This window comes from Mucilaginibacter sp. KACC 22773, from assembly GCF_028736215.1.
Taxonomy (GTDB): Bacteria; Bacteroidota; Bacteroidia; order Sphingobacteriales; family Sphingobacteriaceae; genus Mucilaginibacter.
This window is the reverse complement of the sequence record NZ_CP117883.1, coordinates 6,541,523-6,562,482: the sequence shown is the minus strand read 5'-3', so window position 1 is coordinate 6,562,482 and position 20,960 is coordinate 6,541,523. Positions and strand designations below refer to the sequence as shown.

The 20,960-nt window shown below is 44.8% G+C and carries 17 protein-coding genes; 7 read left to right on the top strand and 10 right to left on the bottom strand.

Annotated elements, in window-relative coordinates:
- Window positions 1–36: 36 nt before the first annotated feature.
- The 9 genes from PQ469_RS27205 to PQ469_RS27165 all read right to left on the bottom strand — a co-directional run bounded on the left by PQ469_RS27205 (window position 37) and on the right by PQ469_RS27165 (window position 8,007).
- Window positions 37–1,191 carry a carboxymuconolactone decarboxylase family protein gene (locus PQ469_RS27205; protein ID WP_274210488.1) on the bottom strand — a complete coding sequence of 385 codons (1,155 nt, stop codon included), beginning with the start codon at window positions 1,189–1,191 and terminating at the stop codon, window positions 37–39.
- Between the two features lies 1 nt (window position 1,192).
- Window positions 1,193–1,840, bottom strand: a complete 648-nt coding sequence (locus PQ469_RS27200) for a flavodoxin (RefSeq protein ID WP_255369749.1) — start codon at window positions 1,838–1,840, stop codon at window positions 1,193–1,195.
- A 14-nt stretch (window positions 1,841–1,854) separates the two neighbouring features.
- Complete coding sequence (locus PQ469_RS27195) at window positions 1,855–2,997, bottom strand: aldo/keto reductase (RefSeq protein ID WP_274210487.1); 1,143 nt, start codon at window positions 2,995–2,997, stop codon at window positions 1,855–1,857.
- Window positions 2,998–3,014: 17 nt separating this feature from the next.
- Window positions 3,015–3,527 carry a nuclear transport factor 2 family protein gene (locus PQ469_RS27190; protein WP_274210486.1) on the bottom strand — a complete coding sequence of 171 codons (513 nt, stop codon included), beginning with the start codon at window positions 3,525–3,527 and terminating at the stop codon, window positions 3,015–3,017.
- A 37-nt stretch (window positions 3,528–3,564) separates the two neighbouring features.
- A complete protein-coding gene (locus tag PQ469_RS27185; RefSeq protein ID WP_274210485.1) occupies window positions 3,565–4,023 on the bottom strand; it encodes a cupin domain-containing protein in 459 nt (152 codons plus the stop codon).
- 10 nt (window positions 4,024–4,033) lie between these two features.
- Complete coding sequence (locus tag PQ469_RS27180; RefSeq protein ID WP_274210484.1) at window positions 4,034–5,017, bottom strand: aldo/keto reductase; 984 nt, start codon at window positions 5,015–5,017, stop codon at window positions 4,034–4,036.
- Window positions 5,018–5,027: 10 nt separating this feature from the next.
- The gene (locus PQ469_RS27175; RefSeq protein WP_274210483.1) at window positions 5,028–5,423 is read right to left on the bottom strand and encodes a (R)-mandelonitrile lyase; all 396 of its coding nucleotides are present in this window, start codon (window positions 5,421–5,423) and stop codon (window positions 5,028–5,030) included.
- An 11-nt stretch (window positions 5,424–5,434) separates the two neighbouring features.
- The gene (locus PQ469_RS27170) at window positions 5,435–6,286 is read right to left on the bottom strand and encodes an aldo/keto reductase (RefSeq protein ID WP_274210482.1); all 852 of its coding nucleotides are present in this window, start codon (window positions 6,284–6,286) and stop codon (window positions 5,435–5,437) included.
- A gap of 107 nt (window positions 6,287–6,393) precedes the next feature.
- Complete coding sequence (locus PQ469_RS27165; protein ID WP_274210481.1) at window positions 6,394–8,007, bottom strand: carboxylesterase/lipase family protein; 1,614 nt, start codon at window positions 8,005–8,007, stop codon at window positions 6,394–6,396.
- Window positions 8,008–8,225: 218 nt separating this feature from the next.
- Between PQ469_RS27165 and PQ469_RS27160 the strand changes: the two genes are divergently transcribed.
- The 4 genes from PQ469_RS27160 to PQ469_RS27145 all read left to right on the top strand — a co-directional run bounded on the left by PQ469_RS27160 (window position 8,226) and on the right by PQ469_RS27145 (window position 12,734).
- Window positions 8,226–9,122: a helix-turn-helix domain-containing protein gene (locus PQ469_RS27160; protein WP_274210480.1), complete on the top strand. Its 897-nt coding sequence runs from the start codon at window positions 8,226–8,228 to the stop codon at window positions 9,120–9,122.
- A gap of 313 nt (window positions 9,123–9,435) precedes the next feature.
- Window positions 9,436–9,909: a (2Fe-2S)-binding protein gene (locus PQ469_RS27155; RefSeq protein ID WP_274210479.1), complete on the top strand. Its 474-nt coding sequence runs from the start codon at window positions 9,436–9,438 to the stop codon at window positions 9,907–9,909.
- Window positions 9,906–10,547: a hypothetical protein gene (locus PQ469_RS27150; protein ID WP_274210478.1), complete on the top strand. Its 642-nt coding sequence runs from the start codon at window positions 9,906–9,908 to the stop codon at window positions 10,545–10,547. The genes PQ469_RS27155 and PQ469_RS27150 overlap by 4 nt, the downstream gene beginning before the upstream one ends.
- A gap of 30 nt (window positions 10,548–10,577) precedes the next feature.
- The gene (locus PQ469_RS27145) at window positions 10,578–12,734 is read left to right on the top strand and encodes a molybdopterin cofactor-binding domain-containing protein (RefSeq protein ID WP_274210477.1); all 2,157 of its coding nucleotides are present in this window, start codon (window positions 10,578–10,580) and stop codon (window positions 12,732–12,734) included.
- 518 nt (window positions 12,735–13,252) lie between these two features.
- Here the strand turns inward: PQ469_RS27145 and PQ469_RS27140 are convergent.
- Window positions 13,253–13,891 (bottom strand): RNA polymerase sigma factor, encoded by a 639-nt coding sequence (locus PQ469_RS27140; protein WP_274210476.1) that lies wholly within the window; start codon window positions 13,889–13,891, stop codon window positions 13,253–13,255.
- 206 nt (window positions 13,892–14,097) lie between these two features.
- Here PQ469_RS27140 and PQ469_RS27135 point away from each other — a divergent pair, with 206 nt between their 5' ends.
- The 3 genes from PQ469_RS27135 to PQ469_RS27125 all read left to right on the top strand — a co-directional run bounded on the left by PQ469_RS27135 (window position 14,098) and on the right by PQ469_RS27125 (window position 20,713).
- A complete protein-coding gene (locus tag PQ469_RS27135) occupies window positions 14,098–15,261 on the top strand; it encodes a FecR family protein (RefSeq protein ID WP_274210475.1) in 1,164 nt (387 codons plus the stop codon).
- Between the two features lie 362 nt (window positions 15,262–15,623).
- Window positions 15,624–19,037: a SusC/RagA family TonB-linked outer membrane protein gene (locus PQ469_RS27130; protein ID WP_274210474.1), complete on the top strand. Its 3,414-nt coding sequence runs from the start codon at window positions 15,624–15,626 to the stop codon at window positions 19,035–19,037.
- Between the two features lie 23 nt (window positions 19,038–19,060).
- Window positions 19,061–20,713, top strand: coding sequence for a RagB/SusD family nutrient uptake outer membrane protein (locus PQ469_RS27125; protein ID WP_274210473.1), 1,653 nt, complete (start codon window positions 19,061–19,063; stop codon window positions 20,711–20,713).
- The last annotated feature ends 247 nt before the right edge of the window (window positions 20,714–20,960 follow it).

Genomic DNA, 20,960 nt, shown 5'->3' with positions numbered 1-20,960 from the left:
AACTCCCGAAATATCCTATCGCACAGTTTGTTAAGACTACTTGTTCAGCTTATTATATTCCTCATCTGTAACTTTTTCCAACCAAACTACTGCCCCCTTGCCGCTATCTGGACTCAAGGCGATGTGTGACAAGGACCTATCCGGAGAGGCGCCGTGCCAATGAGCGACATTAGCGGGGCATTTAATAATATCCCCTTTATGTATTAAACGAATGGGCTGGCTCTTTTCCTGGTAATAACCAACACCATCTGTAATCAGCAGTATTTGCCCCGAAGGATGAAGATGCCAGTTTGACCTCGCTTTGGGAGCAAAGGTAACGTTACCCACCGAAGTGCTGGTAGAGGTGCCTACGCTGGTGAGCATGTTTACCCAAACATCCCCGGTGAAATTATTACCCGAGACTTTGTCCCCCTTTGAAAATGTGGGCTCAGAAACTATCGCCTGCTCTGAAGCGGGCGTAACGGCGCTTCCTGTGGAACCATACATGCCGTTTAAAATTTCCGATGCAGAACTACCTGCATTCCGGTCAATGTCTGCTGATAATTTAGCGGCAATTCCCCTTAACTGCCTTTCTGTTAAACCCGTGTTCTGTCCTACACTTAAATGGCTGCGAAGCTGTCCTTCGACGCTACCAATGACAGCTAAAATAGAAATGGTAGCGATCTCGCGACTTTGATAATTGAGATTATCTCTGCCAAAAATATCAGCGAACAGGTGTTCCTTTAAAAAGGTATCGATAACCGGAACAAAATCTTGGGTGGAATTGGCGGACCTGCCCGTCAGCTTCGCCTGGACACCTTTTCCGAATTTATACTTTGGATCGCCGTAATCTATTTTTGACGGTTCCCTGCCCTCTATATCAATTTTTCCTTTTAGTTTCCTTTCATTGACCACGGTTTGGAAGGTATTGATCGCATTTAAACTTCTTGGGAAACCTGCATAAGCATATAACTGCACCAAAATCTCTTTGATCTCATTGATTGTCAGGCCTGCCTCCAAACCTTTTCCTAAAGCGCTCCTCAAATTAACCTGGTCTCCTTTAGCGGCATATGCTGAGATAGGGATAATCGCCTCTTGTTTTAACGATAAAGGTTGCCCGCCTGGATCTTTTTGCTGGCCATAAGCAATTGAACTTGCGCTTACGGCCAATGCCAGGCATACATAAACGGTTAGTTTAAAAGTGCTGCTCATATTACTTAATGATGTTTAGCTTTTTTAACCATGTTTGAATTTCTGCCTGGGCTTGTTTCTCTTTTGCACCTTGCATCACGAATAATATACCATCCCGCTCTATTCCTCCCTTAATGGTAAAACCATCCAGCACAGTGCTGTTGGGACAAAGGCCTTTAACGGTTTCAAACGTACTGCCGATACCATAACCGGCATTGGTATTGAAAGGCACGACGGTTTTGCCGCTCAAATCATATTGTTTTAAAAAGCTTTTCATCGGCGGCGGCAGTTGCATGCCCCAGGTTGGGAAGCCAACAAACACCAGGTCATAGGTGGCTATGCTATCTATCCTGGTTTTAAGCGGAGGTAAAAACCCCGATTCGTTTTCCCGAACCACCTGGGCAACGATGGCCTGGTAGTTTTCGGGATAAGGATTAACCAATTCCAAAGCAACAAGTTTTCCGCCGGCTTGCCGCTGAATGATTTGAGCAATGGCCCTGGTATTATTGGTGCGCGACAAATACACGATGAGTATTTTTTTATAACCATCGGTAACGCTGACAGGTGCTTTACCGGTTGGGTTACCAGTAGCTTTTTGAGCCTTTGAACATCCCGCAATGCTACCGAAAGCAATGGTTGCCATTATACAAATGAGCTTCACTTTTTCCATAGGCATAAGTTTTTTTACTGTTTTACCGGTGCTTCAACATTTGAGAGGTTCAAAACAAATTGCGGCAAGCGTAAACCCTTAATAGCAATGGCTGATGCCTCCTGGTTGAACTGTTTTAACTCATCTGCCGTAAATTTCACATCATTTGCGCCAATGTTTTCCAGCATATGCGCCATCTGGGTGGTTCCAGGAATAGGCACTATCCAGGGCTGCTGTTCCAAAAGCCATGCCAGCGATACCTGGCCGGGGGTAGCCTGCTTGCGTACGGCCCAATTTTGCAGCAGTTTAACAAGTGCCATATTGCTGGGCAAGTTCTCACGGGAAAACCTGGTTTCCATTCCCCGAATGTCGCCAGGTGCAAAACCAGTATTTTCATCGATAGCACCGGTCAAAAAACCCACTCCAAGCGGGCTCCAGCAAACAAAGCCGATGCCCAATTCCTGGCAAAGCGGAATAATTAATTCTTCCGGTCCGCGCCATAACAGCGAATATTCGTTTTGAATGGCCGTAACCGGATGTATGGCATGTGCCCGGCGTACGGTTTGTGGCCCAGGTTCGGAAAGGCCGTAATGCAGCACTTTGCCCTGGGTAATCAAATCTTTAATTGCACCAACAACATCTTCGATCGGGATAGCCGGATCTACACGGTGTTGGTATAATAAATCGATGCGATCAGTGCGCAACCGTTTTAGCATTCCTTCAACCACTTCCTTGACATGTTCGGGCCGGCTGTTCAAACCCGGCAGTCGCTGGCCGGTTTTTTGGTCGATGTTCCAGCCAAACTTTGTTTCGATCACAATTTTATTTCTGAACGATGCTGTAGCCTCGCCGAGTATCCGTTCACATTCAAAAGGTCCGTAGGCTTCTGCTGTATCAAATAAAGTGACACCGCTGTCAAACGCTTTCCGGATAATTTTGATCATCTCGGGCCGGGAAGGAATTGTAGTTTGATAGGTCCGGCTCATATTTTGCACCCCCAAACCAATATTCGAAACTTCCAGCTTGCCGCCAAGCTTGCGACGCCCCCCGATAGCGACGTTTGTCAAATCGTTTTGATTGGTATCTGCTTGCGTCAATATCCGGGCACTTGCCTTTGAAGCCAGCAAAGTACCTCCGGCTATTGTTAGGCCGGTTTTTAGGAGATCACGACGGTTCATATATATTGCAGGTTAAGTTAGTGTTGTGGCTGTGCCGGTTGCGCTATGTTAGTTTTCATTTTAACCGGCCTTATCAACGTTGAAAAAGTAAGCGAGCCCATTTTCCATTTTCCGTTTTCTTTAATGTACACCTCGGTTACCATAAACGCATGCACAACCTCGTTACCACCCACTACTGCCAGCAAATCGATATCGTTTAACAGGATGGCTGTATTACCAAAAATATTTACTGATGCCCCGTAAACTTCGGCTTGTTTATACCAGATGAAGCCGCCCTTAATGGTATTCAGTTCCTGGGTTTTACCCCAGCTTCCGCCCATGTGCACAAATACACAATTTTCGGCAAACAGTCCGGTTAATGCATCTACATTTTTATCGGCCATCCACGTCCATTTCGTTTTCGAAAGGTCAAGTAGTTCTTGTTCATCTTTGGTTGTGGTTGTTGATGCCGCACCGGGCAATTTGGCCTGAGCGTGAGAGAGCTGCACACCGGTAATACACAGGAATAGTGCGATAATGGTTGCTTTCATGATTTTGGTTTTAATATTTGATGTGTTTATAAAAAAATTAATGTGCGCTGTTGTACTCGGCTTCGGTTACCCTTTGCAGCCAAACGGTTTTATTTTTGGCGCTGTTTGTACTTACCGCGATATAGGTAAACGAACTATTGGGTGCTGCGCCGTGCCAGTGCGCCACACCCGGAGCGCATTTAATAACATCGCCTTTATGAACAACCTGTATTGACTTGCCTTTTTCCTGGTAATAACCTGTTCCTTCGGTTATCATCAGGATTTGGCCGGCGGGATGGATGTGCCAATCGAGTTTTGCACCCGGCGCAAAAGTTGCATTAGCTACATTAATATCAATAATACTATCGGCCTTGTTAAGTTCGGTAAGCCAAACTGTTCCGGTATGATTATTAACTGTCGCAATTTCGCCCTTTGGAAATATGGGTGATGTTTGCGCTGCTACCCGCGTTATAAGCCCGGCAAATAATGCACAGGTAATGAGCAGTACTTTTTTCATATTAATTATTTTAACGGTTAACCATTTTCTGTCCCTGTGCGGAATAACGATGGCCGTGCACTTCGATTTGCGACAGGCTATTGCTAATCTCAAGGAGATCGTTGGCAGATAGCTGAATATCAGCAGCGCCCAAATTCTCTTCCAAACGGTGTATTTTTGTGGTACCCGGGATGGGAACTATCCAGGGCTTTTGCGAAAGTAACCAAGCCAACGCAATTTGGGCTGACGTTGCGGTTTTATCTTCGGCAATATGGCCAAGCACGTCAACTAACGCCTGGTTCGCCTTTCGGTTTTCTTCCGAAAAACGAGGAACCGTGTTCCTGTAATCGCTTTTATCAAATGTGGTGCTCCCGTTAATTGCACCGGTTAAAAAACCTTTACCCAGCGGGCTAAAAGGCACAAAACCAATACCCAATTCTTCAAGCACAGGTAATATATCCTGCTCAGGTTCGCGCCACCAAAGGGAATATTCACTTTGCAGTGCAGCAACAGGTTGTACTGCATGCGCTTTGCGGATAGAACCAGCGCCGGCTTCCGATAGACCAAAGTGTTTAACCTTACCTTCGGCAATCAAATCTTTAACTGTTCCGGCAACATCTTCTATCGGCACATTTGGGTCAACCCGATGTTGATAAAACAGGTCGATATGGTCTGTTTTCAGGCGTTTTAGCGCGGCTTCTGCAACCTCACGGATACGCTCCGGCCGGCTGTCTAAACCAAGGGGCGGTTTGCCGTCTTTAAAGCCGAATTTGGTGGCAATAACCACCTGGCCGCGAAAAGGCTCCAGGGCCTCACCCAACAGTTCTTCATTAGTAAAAGGTCCGTATGCCTCCGCTGTATCAAAAAAAGTAACACCGCGCTCAAACGCGGCGCGTATTAATTTAATTGCTTCTTGTTTTTCTGTTGCAGGGCCGTAGCCAAAACTCAGTCCCATGCAACCCAATCCAAGGGCTGAAACTTCCAACCCACTATTTCCCAATTGTCGCTTTTTCATGTTCAGTTGTTTAACCATTGTAGTCCTCGTCAATAACCTGCTCCAGCCAATCTACCGGTGAACCATTCTCTTTTTCCTGTACAGCAATATGACTCATCGCCGTGGTGGCAGTCGCGCCGTGCCAATGCTTCTCGTTCGGCTCAAAGTAAACCACATCGCCCGGAAAGATATTTTCTTTGACGCCGCCCTCGCGCTGCGCCCAGCCAGCTCCTGTGGTAACAATAAGTGTTTGGCCGAACGGATGCGTATGCCAGGCAGTACGTGCTCCCGGCTCAAATGTTACCAGCGCCATTGCTACACGGGCAGGTGCAGGTGGTTCGTTCAATGGATCAATTCGTACAGTACCGGTAAAATATTCGGCGGGCCCTTTTGCCGAAGGTTTGGAGCCAATACGTTGAATTTTCATAGGTTTAAATTTTAGTTATTCAATTTTCGCTCGCCCAGCCATTTTACCATTTTAGGATCGCGGTGATCGAAGAAGCTGCTGGCGTTGGTATCCAATGTTTTAATTTTATCCATTTCATCGGTTGTAAGCTCAAAGTCAAGGCTGTTTAAGTTTTCGGCCATGCGCTCTTTGCGCACTGATTTAGGAATGGCAACAACGCCCCTTTGGGTAAGCCAGCGCAGTACTACCTGGGCAATTGATTTATTGTATTTGTTGCCAATGGCCTGCAGTAGCTCATTTTTAAACATATCATTCTTGCCTTCGGCAAAAGGGCCCCATGATTCTATCTGCACGTTGTTATCGATCATGAATTGCTGCGCATCAATTTGCTGGTGAAACGGGTGCGTTTCTACCTGGTTAACAGCCGGCACAATTTCGTTGTTGATAATCAGGTCAATCAACCTGTCGGACTGAAAGTTGCTTACGCCTATGGCCCGTATCTTGCCTTCTTTGTACAAATCTTCCATGGCGCGCCATTCGCCATATACATCGCCGTAGGGCTGGTGAATCAAATAAAGGTCAAGGTAATCCAGCTGCAGCTTTTTTAACGATGCTTCAAAAGCCTTTTTAGCGCCTTCATAACCGTTTGATTGTATCCACAGTTTGGTAGTAATAAACAACTCTTCCCTGGCCACGCCGCTGCGCTTAATGGCTTTGCCCACGGCTTCTTCATTCATATAGGATTGCGCGGTATCAATTAACCGGTAGCCGGTTTCAATGGCATCCACCACACTTCTTTCACATTCTGCCAGGTCGGTCACCTGGAAAACGCCAAATCCTAATATTGGCATTTCAACGCCGTTATTTAATTTTACTTTTTGCATTGTCATATACATTATAATACAAAGGTCGTTCCTTTTATTCGCCGGAATGGGATACAGATTACGGTATCATCTACCATTTTTACAGGTTTGGTAAAACGGATAGCAGGTTAATGAAGATTTCCCGATGTAACGGCTTTTTCAATCACGTCCAATCTCGCTTTCTTGGGATCGGATTTTCCTTCGGCAGATCCATCTGCCTGTATCTCTAACAGTTCATTCTTTTGAGGGTCATATGCCGGCCATTTGGCCAGGCTACCTCCATTTGGATCGCCCGTTTTGGCAAAGTTTGCCCAATAGGTGTTCATCATTTTGGCCACCTCCATATCTTTAGCCGCTATTACGGCCCCGTTCCTGCTTGTTAAATTATTGAATACATACCCAATTTCAGATGCATGCGCGGCCCCGTATTTCATCCACTGCTGTGCTGAAGGTGATATGTAAGAAAACAAATAGATGTAAGCAGGGGCGCCTTTGGCGGCAAAAGCCCTTGCGGTAAAACGGGCGGGCTCGGCCCATACTTTATCAGTATTTACCAAGGTAAGCATTTTTGCTAAATCGGTGTTGCCGTCGGGATCGTATGCCGCTTTTGCATCATCCTTCATACTGCCAAACAAACTCAAGAGTTCATCTTTTGAAGCAGCGTTTACAAAACCTGCGGGTACTTCTGCACTGTTGGATCCTATCATCAACGGCACTTTTGCTCCCCGGCCTGCGTTGTATGCGCTTTGCGCGGTTTCAACAACTAACCTGCCATCCAGTATAGGCCCCGGATAGATAGGTGCTCCGCCTTGTCCGTCAGTTTCCTGGCCGCCATCTACAACATCCTCTATACTAAGCCGACGTAGGCTGGCTAATGCTGTAGCATCTGTACCAGCAATGCCATGCTTTTTTGCAAAGTTTATACCTATTGTTTCGGCCGAAACAGGATAGTATTTGTCAGCATTTTCTTTATCAATCGGCCGCCCGGTAAGCACGCCATCGCGACCGCCGCCTGATTCTACTATCGTCTTTTGAAATAAGCCTTTTGCAGATGGAATGGTTAGCAATGACTGTACAGAAACGCCCCCGGCAGATTCGCCGAAAATAGTAACGTTCTTAGCATCGCCGCCAAATGCCGCAATGTTTTGCTGCACCCATCTCAAAGCTGCTATTTGATCCATAAACGCATAGTTTCCTTTAGGTTCGTTAGGATGTTCGGCACTAAGTGCCGGGAAGGCGAAAAAGCCGAGGCGCCCAACGCGGTAGTTAAAGGTGATTAATATTACTCCTTGTTTTGCAAACTGTACGCCTGAATAATCTGGCTGAGCGCCGCTGCCAAATACAAATGCTCCGCCATAAATCCAAACCATTACAGGTAGTTTAGCGCCTTGCTTAGCGTTTGCAGGCTTCCATATGTTTAAATACAGGCAGTCTTCAGAAGATGTTGTTGAAATTTTACTGCCGTTACGGGGCCAGCCCATTTGCGCCGGGTCTGCCCCAAACTTAGTGGCATCACGTTCACCCTTCCACGCAGATAATGGCTGTGGAGGGCGCCAGCGGAATTCGCCTACGGGCGCGGCCGCATAGGGAATCCCCTTGAAAATAGAAACCCCACCTTCGGTTACACCGCGTAAAACGCCCGAAGCTGTGCGAACCGTTGGCGCCGCTGCTGTACCTGCTGTTTGTTGAGCGCGCGCCGAAAGGGCAATAAGAAGCGTAAGCGCTAACAGGATTTTTTTCATAATTTATTTGGTTTAATTGATGTGTTCCAGTGTACAGTTGTTAAGCACCGAGGCGCTAAAACACAGTTACCGCGTATTGATCGCTATACAAAAGTGTAACCTTTTATTTATGGGGATAGGATACAGATTACGGATGTTTCTACCATTATTACTGATTTGCACGCTGGTATGATTAATGCACTGATTAATAATGTAAATTCGAATTAAAAGAATTGATTATGGACAGCATGCGGCGTTTTAATACGATTAGCGAATACAATGCATTTAATAACAATGAAACCAGGCACCCATTGGTTAGCGTGGTCGACCTGTCAAAGGCTGCCCCGCGGCAAGGCTCACAAATGTATTTTGGCTTTTACATCGTATTTTTAAAAGATGTTAAATGCGGCGACCTGGTTTATGGTCGTAATACCTATGATTACCAGGAGGGTACATTAGTTTTTATGGCGCCGGGACAAGTGGCTGGGGTAAACAGCAATGGCGAGTACTACCAGCCCAAAGGCCATGTACTGGCTTTTGATGCAGATTTAATTCATGGTACATCGTTGGGAAAACATATTCAGGACTATAACTTTTTCAGCTACCAATCAAACGAAGCGCTGCATTTATCTGAAAAGGAACGAAGTATCGTACTGGATTGCTTCTCAAAAATAAACTACGAACTGGAACGGGGTATTGATAAACACAGCAAGAGGTTAATTGTATCTAATATTGAATTGTTTTTGGATTACAGCGTTCGCTTTTACGACAGGCAGTTCATCACCCGCGACCACGTGTATAAGGGTACCATTGAAAAGTTCGAAAAGCTATTAAATAGTTATTTTTCTTCAGAAAAACCTCAAACAGTTGGCCTGCCCTCGGTTGCCTATTGTGCAGAAGAATTAAATTTATCACCAAATTATTTTGGCGATCTTGTGAAGAAAGAAACCGGCAAAACCGCGCAGGAGTATATCCAATTTAAACTTATTGACCTTGCCAAAGAAAAGATTTTCGATGGCGAAAAAACCGTGAACCAGGTTGCTTATGAGTTAGGTTTTAAATACCCGCAGCACTTTACACGATTGTTTAAAAAACAGGTGGGCCAAACACCCCATGAATACCGTTCATTGAATTGAATACTTATTAAAGTTATATATAATAGTGTTAAGTCAATAGCATTAAGTCGTAAGTCTAAAGTTGAATTTTTCCTTTTTCGACTTAGAACTTAAGACTTTGGACTAAAGACAATCCGTCAATTTATCGTTGACACGACATTAATGTGCTTCCGGAAAGCGCCAAAGGCATCACCAGCATGAAATTGGTGATTTAGTTGATTACCTAAAGGTAATGGCGTTCCGGGGGTGAGATACCGGGACGCTTTTTTGATATTTTTGCAATATCTAAAAATAGCAGTCGAAGCTTTAATATTTAATACCAATTATAAATGCTATGATCAACATTAATGTAAACGGAACATCCCATCAGATTGACGCAGACCCTAATATGCCGCTGTTGTGGGTAATACGGGATATTATTGGCCTCACTGGTACAAAATTTGGCTGCGGCGTGGCACAATGTGGTGCCTGCGTTGTTCACCTGAATGGCGAAGCAGTTCGGTCATGTGTAACCAAGGTAAGCCGGGCCGAAGGTCAAAACGTGGTAACCATTGAAGGTCTTTCTAAAAATAATGATCACCCCGCCCAGCTTGCCTGGAATCAGGAGCAGGTGCCGCAATGTGGTTACTGCCATTCGGGGCAAATCATGTCGGCAGCGGTGTTGCTGCGCGAAAATAACAACCCGAGCGATGCCGATATTGATGCGGCCATGGCCGGTAATATTTGCCGATGCGGCACCTATCAGCGTATCCGCAAAGCTATTCATACAGCTGCAGAATTGCAGAGAAAGGAGAGCGCCAGCAAATGAAGAAACAATTAAAAAATAAGCCTCGTTATACAAGCGTCGCAAAAGCCTTTGCTGTAGTTGGCGTATTGTTATCTGCCATAGTTATCATGGCTTTCGGGCTAAACTCCGAACCCCCAAAAAAAGCCGTTGCTCCTATCGTCATCAGGAAAGATAGTGCGGCATCGGTTAAGGCGTTTAAGCAGGTTTATAGCGTTTTGATGAGCGCTCGATGTATGAACTGTCACCCCTCGGGCAATATTCCTTTACAGGGCGACGACAGTCACCTGCATACCATGTCGCCCCAAAGGGGAGTTGATGGCAAAGGTGTTTATGCCATGAAATGCGCCAACTGCCACCAGGCAACAAACACTCTGGGATTGCATACTCCGCCCGGCAACCCCAACTGGCATTTGCCCCCGGCAGATATGAAGATGATATTCCAGGGCAGGAGCCCGCGGCAATTGGCCAAACAGATTGTTGATCCAAAACAAAATGGCCATAAGGATATGCAGAAGCTGATTGCACATGCTGATGACGGTTTAGTTTTAAGTGGCTGGAACCCCGGCGAAGGCCGTACCCTGCCGCCCATGAGCCACGCGGCATTTAAAAAAGCATGGATAACCTGGCTTACCACCGGGGCATATGCACCAAAGAAGTAATTGACAGCCTAACCACTTAACCAGAATGCCATGAGTGTGAGTAACATATCAAGAAGAAACTTTTTAAGGGCGGCAGGCCTTACCGGAACAGCTTTGCTTGTTGGCCTGTATTTTCCGTCGGGCGCCGAAGAAGCTAAGGTTGCTGCCGCAGATTCGGCGGTGGCTTCGGATATAGAGATGAATGCCTGGATACATATCGACACGAATGGCAAGGTTACCATTTTCAGCCACCGGGCCGAGATGGGCCAGGGTGCTTACCAATCCGTTCCGCAGATTGTTGCAGAAGAGCTGGAAGTAAATTTAAATGATGTAAACATACGCTTTGCACAGGGCGATCGTCAAAAATACGGCAACCAGGTAACGGGTGGCAGTTCTACCATTCGTGGTTCGTACAAGAATTTATTGAAATTAGGTGCATCAGCACGCGAGATGCTGATAACGGCAGCAGCCGCTAAATGGAATGTACCGGCAACGGAATGTCATGCCGAAGCCGGGCACGTGATCCACCGCCCAACAGGAAAGAAATTTCATTATGGCGAACTGGTTGAGGCAGCATCTAAGCTGGAAGCCCCTAAAGATGTTGTACTGAAAAAACGTTCCGATTACAAACAGATAGGCAAACCGCTGCACAGGCAGGACACTCCATTAAAAACCAACGGCACAGCCGTTTTCGGGTTAGATTTTAAACTTCCGGGCATGCTATATGCCGTGGTAGAGCGCAACCCACGCTTACGCGGAACACTCCAGTCATTTGATGCCAGTGCGGCATTAAAAGTTCCGGGGGTTAAAAAAGTATTTAAAATACAAACAGGCGTTTTTCAAACTTTCAGGGATGGCGTTGCGGTGGTGGCCGATAGCACCTGGGCCGCCATACAGGGCCGCAAAGCTTTAACCATTGAATGGGACGACAGCGGGTTTGAGCATATGAACACCCCCGATATTTATAAAAAACAAAAGGAGCTCATCAATAATGAGGAAGGATTATCCGCAAGAAAACAGGGCGACCCGGATGCGATATTAAGTACAGCGACCCAAAAGCTGGACCTGGTTTATGAAACGCCATACCAATCGCACAGCGCCATGGAACCACTGAATTGTGTTGCTTTTTACCAGCCGGATAAGCTGGAAATATGGGGGCCGATACAGGCACCCGAATGGGTGCAGGATTACATGTGCGCACAGTTTAAGCTGCCGAAAGAAAAAGTGATTGTTAATATGAGCTTTTTAGGCGGCGGTTTCGGGCGAAAGGCATTCATGGATTATCCTCATGAGGCTTGCCTGATCTCGAAAGAAACGGGGGCACCTGTGCAGGTAGTTTGGACCAGGGAAGACGACATGACACAAGGCCCATACAGGGCCGGAGTATCGTACCGCTGCCAGGGTGCCATAACCAACGGGCAACTAAGCGCTTTAAAGTTCCGGATGGCAGGGCAAAACACAGCGCACTGGCAGGGGGGGGCCAAAGATAAAGCTAACCGTAGCACTACCGAAGGTTTCCTGGCCCCATATTATAAAAGCATAAAAGACATTAGCTTTGCCGATGTGCCGTTTGAAACACCCATTCCAAATATCTGGTGGCGATCAGTATACGCATCAACCAATGGCTTTGCTTATGAAAGTTTTTTGAACGAAATGGCTCACCTTGCAGGTAAAGACCCGCTTGATTTTAGACGAGCCTATTTAAACGAAGAGCGGGAACAAAAACTGATTGACAAAATGGAACAGGTTTCGGACTGGAAGGCGAAAAATAAAGGCGACGGATTTGGGGTTGCCATTACTGAATGCTTTGGAACCACCGTTGGCCAAATTGTTAAGGTATCGAAAAAGAAAGGTGAAAAAGTGAAAATTGACAAGGTATGGGCTGTTGTAGACTGCGGCTGGTATGTAAATCCCGATATTGTTCATGCTCAGGTAGAAGGTGCTATTGTTATGGCGCTTGGCGCTGCTACTACTCATGAAATCACCTTCAAAGATGGATTGGTAGAACAACGAAACTTTTATAACTATTTAATGCCAAGAATTAATGACATGCCTTTGGTAGAGGTACACATTATGGAAAATGATGCCAATGCCGGCGGTGTTGGCGAGCCGGGACTACCGCCTTTTGCACCAGCATTAACAGAAGCTATTTTTGATTTGACAGGCAAGCGCATCCGCAAATTACCGTTTAATATGGCTGAAGTTTAAGTTAAAAAAGAATTAAGCGACATGGTTAAAGCTTTTGACAGGGCCATGCAGGCCGGTAAACAACCTGCCCTGGCAACAATGGTGTACGTAATCGATTTTCTTTATCGCAGAGCCGGTGACCGTATGCTTGTAAGTCGATGATGGTCAGTTAACCGGCGGCATAAGCGACGGTTAACGGGTAGGGGATATCCTGCGTAACGGCCAACTGGTAATGATGCCTCAAAGCCCATGTTCGTTACTTTTGACATGACATTCAAGAATTATTTTTGATTCGTCTTTTCTTGTACCGTTCGCCTTCTCCAATACTGGAGCCGGTGCTCTCGGAAGAAAAGAACAATGACTCTGACGGCAGATCGCATCTTTATCCCAACAAAAAAGCCGCCCTACTTTCGTAAAGCGGCTTAGTAGCCCCAAATGAGAAATTCTTTGAACACTTATTTGAGTTTTTGGAGGCTGTTGAACCAATTTTGAAAACTGAAAATAATGGTTCAACGACTACTGATGTTTCTACCAGTTGATCAGTGTAGTAGATGCAATAAGTTGTCAGGGTCGGGGATTATGCTGGACACGGAGTAGAAGAACAATAAGAAGACAAGAGCGATGTCTTGATTTTTAAGTAGGTATTCTCGCACGAGCTTCATTGATTGGGTCATGTGGCTGTTGACGGTTGGTACGGAGATACCCAATTCCAGGCCGGTTTCTTCGTAGGTTTTGCCTTCGATCTTGCAGCGGGTGAAAACCTCGCGACGCTGTGGCGATAACTGGTCAATGGCTTTTTGCAGAAGTTCGCGGCTTTCTTTGGTTTCCAGCAGGATGTCTGAATGCAGGTAATAATCTGTGGCGTTCAGCAGTAATCTGGCAACCAGTCTCTTGTTTTTGGCGATCCGGCGGAAATGATCATAAACCAGATGCTGTGCAATAGTAAACAGGTAGGCTTCAAAAGATTGTTGGGGATCGATATCTTCCCTATTTTGCCATAATTTAAGAAACAGGTCTTGAACGAGCTCATCAGCTATGGCTTCGTCTTTAACCAGGGAAAAGATGCGGCGATAGATTGGGCGGAAACAGGTACTGTATAGTTTGTTAAAGGCGCGTTCGTCATTGTTGTGGAGTCGTGCCAACAAGTACTGTAGTTCCGTATCCTCAAATAATTTCACGCTGCCAATAGTCTAAAGAATTTACTAATGTAACAATAATCGATTATTTCTCAACTACTAATGGTTTCAGTACAATAAAAATATTTTATTTTTCATGAATTTTTATCTTTGATTATCAGCTTCTTATGATATAGTTGAAAATTATTGGCCTTTTGATTCATTGGTTTTTTTTCCATTGACGTATTACCACAACAAACGCTTGAATTATGGATGGAAGTCAACGGGGTTTATGGGAACGCTTTATTCGAAACGAATGCACGACAGCAGAAATCGAAGCTTTATTGGCACAATTTAACAATGCCGCCAATGAAAACGATTTGCTTATGCTGATCGAAGCAGAACTGCATAAAGAGACAACCCAGATTGATCCTGCCTTACCTGACCTGGAACAGAAGGAGAAAGAAATATATGCAGCCTTATTGCCACATATCCGGATGGAACGCAAACCATCTTTATGGCCGCGCATTGCTGCCGCAGCTTCCATTGTAGTATTATTAGGATTTGGCGGTTATTTTGCGTTGCACAAGAAGCATACATCAGCGCAATTAGTACAAAATCGTATACAAATTATTGCCCCGGGACAAAATCGGGCAACGCTAACGCTGGCCAATGGCCAAAAGATCGTTTTGGCTAAAGGTTTGAAAGGGCAATTGGCAGTACAGGGCGGGACAGTTATTCAGGCCAGCGACAATGATATTACTTACAACATCACTGATAAAGAAGAGACAGTTAGTTATAATATCTTATCCACAGCGAAGGGCGAACAGTCTCCCTATCCATTGATTTTGGCGGACGGTACCAAGGTATGGCTGGACGCCGCTTCTTCAATCACATTTCCAACGGTTTTTACCGGCAAGCAGCGTAAAGTCCGACTCACTGGACAAGGTTATTTTGAAGTAAGTCATAATCCGGCTATGCCATTTATTGTGGAAACGTCCAAATCTGAGGTGCAGGTATTGGGTACACATTTTAATGTATCGGCATATGACGATGATCAGGAAACTAAAACAACGCTGTTGGAAGGTTCAGTGAGAATAAAAGGCAAAACTGCAACCGGCATACTAAAACCTGGAGAACAAGCTGTATTAACGGACAATGACCGACTGTCAATAATTAAAGACGTAGATACTGAAACGGCGGTTGCATGGAAGAATGGATTGTTTGTCTTTAAAAATGCGAGTATCGAGCAGGTTATGATGAATGCTTCACGCTGGTACGATATAAATATTAAATACGAAGGAAACGTTCCTAAAAGAAAGCTTAACGGAAGGATGTCACGCGCAGCGGATATCTCAGAGTTGTTGGGAATATTACAATTTGGAGGCATTAAATACCGGATAGAAGGAAAAAATATCATTGTTGCTAATTAGATAAAGACTGGCTCATGGGAAAGCCAATCTGTTGAATATCTGATATTGTGACGGATTTAATAAACAACCTATTATTCACTTAAAAACTAATTATGGAGAAAGAACTACGAAGAACCACCTAAAAACTGATACCCTTAATGATTATGTATAGCCTAATAGTGCAATATCCTTATTACACGGTTGGCCTGTATAAATAAAAACCGGGAAGTGCTGTAACACTTTCCCGGCTAATATCTGGGTATCCAACCATCAGAAGTAACCAAATTAAATCTAACGTTTAACCCAAACTAACCAAAATTATGAAAATTAATTTAAAGTGCGCGGAAGCGTCATGGCGCACTATGCACCAAATTTTTCTAATTATGAAGCTAACGATTGTCATATTGATTATAGCATTTGCACAAGTAAGTGCAAAAAGCTTTGGTCAGCTAATTACACTTCATGAAAAGAATGTGTCTGTAGACAAGGTTTTATCATTAATAGAAACCCAGACAGGATATCATTTTGTATACTACGATAATCTTGATGTTCTTAAATCAAAAACTTTAAATATTAATGTAGAAAAGCAGACCATTGCCGATGTTCTCGACCAGTGCCTCAATGGTATGCCGGTAAGTTATAAAATATTCAAAAAGACCATCGCTTTAAAGGAGACTGAGCCATTACAAACTGCAAAGTCGGTTATTGCTGTTCAAAAGATCAGTGGAACTGTTATCGACGACAAAGGTGCGCCATTACCCGGAGCATCTGTAATATTAAAGGATACTAAAAAAGGTACTGTGACCAATGCAGAGGGACAATTTTCAATTGATGCCAAACCTGGCGACGTGCTCGTTATTTCTTTCATAGGCTTTCAAACCAGGGAGGTTGTAATTGGTTCACAATCGAATATTGAAGTCAGAATGACCGCTTTTGCCAACTCATTAAATGAATTGGTGGTTGTAGGATACGGCACGCAAAAAAAGGTTAATTTAACCGGGGCAGTTGCCAGCGTGGGTGCCGATAAACTGGAAAGCAGGCCGATTGTAAACCTTGGAGATGGTTTAAACGGCTTAATCCCTAATTTGAATGTTAACCTTAACAACGGACAGCCTGGCACCGGGGCCAGTTATAGCGTAAGAGGGTATACAACCATAAGCGGTAGCCCAAATCCGCTAATATTGGTTGATGGGGTACAGCGCGACCCCAACCTGATAGACCCTAATGATGTGGCGAGTGTATCGGTATTGAAAGACGCCGCTTCAGCGGCTATTTACGGGGGGCGGGCGGCTTTTGGTGTGATCCTGATTACCACCAAAACCGGCAAAAAAGGCGCTACACAAATTACGTACTCGGGCTCCTACACTTCATCTCGGCCAACCAAAATGCCTGATTATATCAATTCCAAGGATTACCTGAATATGTTTAACGCCGCCCAAAGATCGGGCGCGAAAAGTGGCGGTTATACATCCAACGATCCTTTTACCGCCCAGGATTCCACTAATATCATGGCTTATTTTAACGATCCTGCCCATAACCCTTCGGCATACGTGGATCCCGGCAACCCGCAGCGCTACCGTTATGTAGGCAATACCAACTGGATCAAGGTATTATATCCCGGCTGGGCACCTCAGCAACAGCACTATTTGTCGGTATCCGGTGGCGAGGGGAAAACAACCTACTCGGCCAATATGGGTTATTTTACCCAGAACGGATTGGAAAAAGTAGCCAACCAGGTATATAAAAGGTATACGCCAAGCTTAAAGATTGTATCGGATGTTACCAAGTGGCTTACATTTAATTTCAATATGTCTATGACGCATACTGATAATAATCAAAGCGCCTATACTAACCAGTCCAATCAGGGCGGTGCATGGATCCCGAACGACCTGCGCCCTTTAATGCCCGTGTATAACCCTGATGGCAACTTTTCAGGCCAGGGTAATTATACAAATCCTGTAGCGGTTATAAAGCAGAATGGCCGGGATATCAACTCCGAAAACGATTTCTGGACAACTGGCCGTATTATATTAAACCCGGTTAAGCACCTTACCATTACGTCAGATTATACCTGGAACAGCTATACCGCGTTTGACAGGGAACAGGTTATCCCCTTTAACGAATACGGTGTCGACGGCGCTTTTTTAAATATATTCCCACATACCAATCCATCCAGGGTATCTGAATACCGGCATAATGATAATTACAATGCCTTTAACGCTTATGCCACGTATGAAAACACTTTTGGAACTAAAAACTATTTTAAAGCGCTTGCAGGATATAACCAGGAGTATTTTCATTATGTACTAAGCAATGCCACTGCCCACAACCTGATAGACCCTACGCTGCCGGCAATTGGCACTAATAATGATCCAAAACCTAAGGTAGGCGGAGCCGAAACACAATCCGCCTTAATCGGCACTTTTTTCAGGTTGAACTATATATATGATAAAAGGTACCTGTTGGAGGTAAATGGCAGGTACGATGGCACATCACGTTTCCCGGCTAATCACCGCTATGCCTTCTCTCCATCAGTATCGGCTGGCTGGAACATAGCCGAAGAAAGCTTTATGGCGGGGCTTAAAAGTACCCTTGATGAATTAAAGATCAGGGTTTCTTATGGCCAGTTACCCAATCAGCAGGCATCAAACGGTGTATCTTCATCGGCGCAGTATCCTTATATAGCTACGCAAAGCACAGGTACGGTTAACTATTTATTCAATAACCTGCCGGGTGTTACTGTTGGTGCGCCGGGCCTTATCAGCACTACCCTTACCTGGGAAAAAGTGCAGACAAAAAATATAGGTTTAGATTATGCTTTGTTAAACAGCCGGCTAAGCGGCAGTTTTGACTACTTTATTACCGATACTAAAAACATGCTGGTTGCCGGGCAACAATTGCCGGCAGTTTTAGGTACGGGTGCGCCTTTAAGAAATGCCGCCGACCTGGGGACAAAAGGCTGGGAGTTGAGTGTGAGCTGGAAAGACCGCATGTTTGATAAGCAGCTGTTTTACAGCGTTAGCCTTGGCCTGTCTGATTCCAGGAGCACCATAACCAGGTACGACCTTAACCCAACATTAAGCATAGGCGATTATTATCCGGGCCAGAAACTTGGCAGTATCTGGGGCTTTGTAAGCGATGGCTTTTACAAAACCGATGCCGATGCAGCAAAAGTTGATAACAGCGCACTCGCCGGGTACACCTGGCTTGCCGGGGATATTAAATATGCCGACCTGAATAACGATGGAAAGATTAGCTACGGCAGCAATACGGTAACAAACCCGGGCGATCAAAAAATTATAGGTAATACTACCCCACGCTACCGGTTTGGGGTTAATTTAAACCTGGCATACAAAAGTTTTGATTTCGCTGCTTTTTTCCAGGGGATCTTAAAAGGCGATTTTGTACCTAACGACTACGTTTTTTACGGATTTAAAGGTAACGAGTGGAATATCCCCTATGGGTACGCAACAGACTACTGGACGCCACAAAACCCAAATGCCTATTTTTCGCGTCCGAGGTTTAATGGTTCAGGAAACCAGCAAACCCAAACCATGTATTTGCAAAATGCTGCTTACTGTCGCGTAAAACAAATAACCCTGGGTTATTCGCTTCCGGCACAGCTTATTAATAAACTAAGCCTGCATAAGGTGAGGGTATATGTTACCGGCGCCAACCTTTTTACCATAACATCCATGTTTAAAGGTTACGACCCTGAAATTGTGAGTAATGGCGGCAATTTTGGCACATATCCCATCAATAAATCGGTATCGTTTGGCCTGCAGGCCACTTTATAAACTAATTTAAATCGTTAAATAAGATGAAAAATAAGCATATTATATTCATGACATTTTTTGCTGCGCTAATATTGGCATCATGCAAAAAAGATAGTTTTCTTAACCGCTATCCGTTGAGCGACATCAGTCCGCAAAACTTCTTTAAAAATGAAACCGATTTGCAGATCTATTGCAATCAGTATTACTCAACGTTACCTGTTCAAAACTTTGTGAATGCCGATGACGATTCTGATGATAAGGCAAATGCCTCTATCAACTCCTACCTTGCAGGCACATCAACAGTGCCTACAACAGGCGGCGGATGGAATTTTGGCTTTATCCGTACCTGTAATTTTTTCCTGGCCAACTATTCAAAAGCGACTATAAGCGATGATATCAAAAACATTTATGTAGGCGAAACGCTATTTTTCAGGGCCAATGATTTTTGGGGCAAAGTAAAAACATTTGGCGATGTACCTTACGTTAATAAATATATTGTTGACACATCTAAAAGTGTTTTATACGGAACGCGTATGCCGCATAAGCAGGTGATGGATTCGGTACTCAAGGATATTAACTTCGCTGTCGCCCACTTGCCCGTAGATGCCCCCGATGGCCGCCTTAATAAGTATATGGCGCTTGCGCTAAAGGCAAGGATATGTTTGTGGGAAGGAACTTACCGTAAATATTTTGGCGTAGGCGACGAAACGATTTACCTGCAGCAGGCTACCGATGCAGCAGAACAGATCATGGCTTCGGGGCAGTTTGATATTTACAGTACGGGGAACCCCCAAAGCGATTATTACAACCTGTTTATACAGGATGAACTACAAGGTAACCCTGAAGCCATTATGCCTATGCGTTATCTGACAACAGTATTAACCAATAATTTCGACAGGCAGCTTGGCGAGGCCGGTGACGGGTATTCCAAGGATTTTGCCCGGTCGTTTTTATGTACCGATGGCAAACCAACCTCGCTTAGTTCGCTTTATAAGGGTGATAATACGCCCGATGATGAAGCAACCAACCGCGACCCCCGTTATAAACAACAAATTGCGACAAGAGGGTTCGACTTTTTAAACGGGGATATTATCACGTTACCCCGTATCGGTACGTCAGTTACTTCTACCGGTTATCAGCCAATAAAGGGGCGTTCGTCAAGCCTTGCCGCCTGGAATGCAGGACAATCTACATTTGATGTATTTATTTTCAGGTATGCCGAAACGTTGCTGATAGAAGCAGAGGCTAAGGCAGAACTGGGCCTTTGTACGCAAACAGTATTGGATAATACCATTAACAAATTGCGCGACAGGGTAGGCATGCCCCACATGATCATTGCCAGCCTTGTTAAAGATCCAAAATCAGACTTTCCAGCATTACCGGTACTCATTGACGAGATCAGGAGAGAAAGAAGGATTGAACTGGGATCAGAAGGATTTCGCTTTGATGATATGCACCGCTGGCATGCCGGTACGCTCATCAATAACTCCGAAACAGCTCTGGGTATGAAACTTACGCCTGCACTCAGGGCCCAGTATCCCGCGGACCAGGTAAGCAATATTGTTGTTGACGGTAATAATTATATTAAAGTTTACCCGGGTATTACCCGTACGTGGAACGATAAATTATACTTAAATCCTTTACCTATACAGGAGTTAACCCTGAACCCTAACCTGAAGCAAAACTCTGGATGGTAGTAACAGAGCTTAACTTATTAAAGAAACATCAGTTTTTAACCACAACCTTATTTGCTTCGGGTAAGGTTGTGGTTATGAAATAATTTAATTGGAGTTTTTTATTGGTCAATAATAAACAAAGCCCGATTGGATATACAGAATTTGTTGAGGCGAATGATATCAGGATCAAAGTTTATTTTGAAAGGCATTACGAATTTTTGCAAAAGGCAGTGTCCTGATATAAGGAAGATAGCAAAGCTGGCTTTAA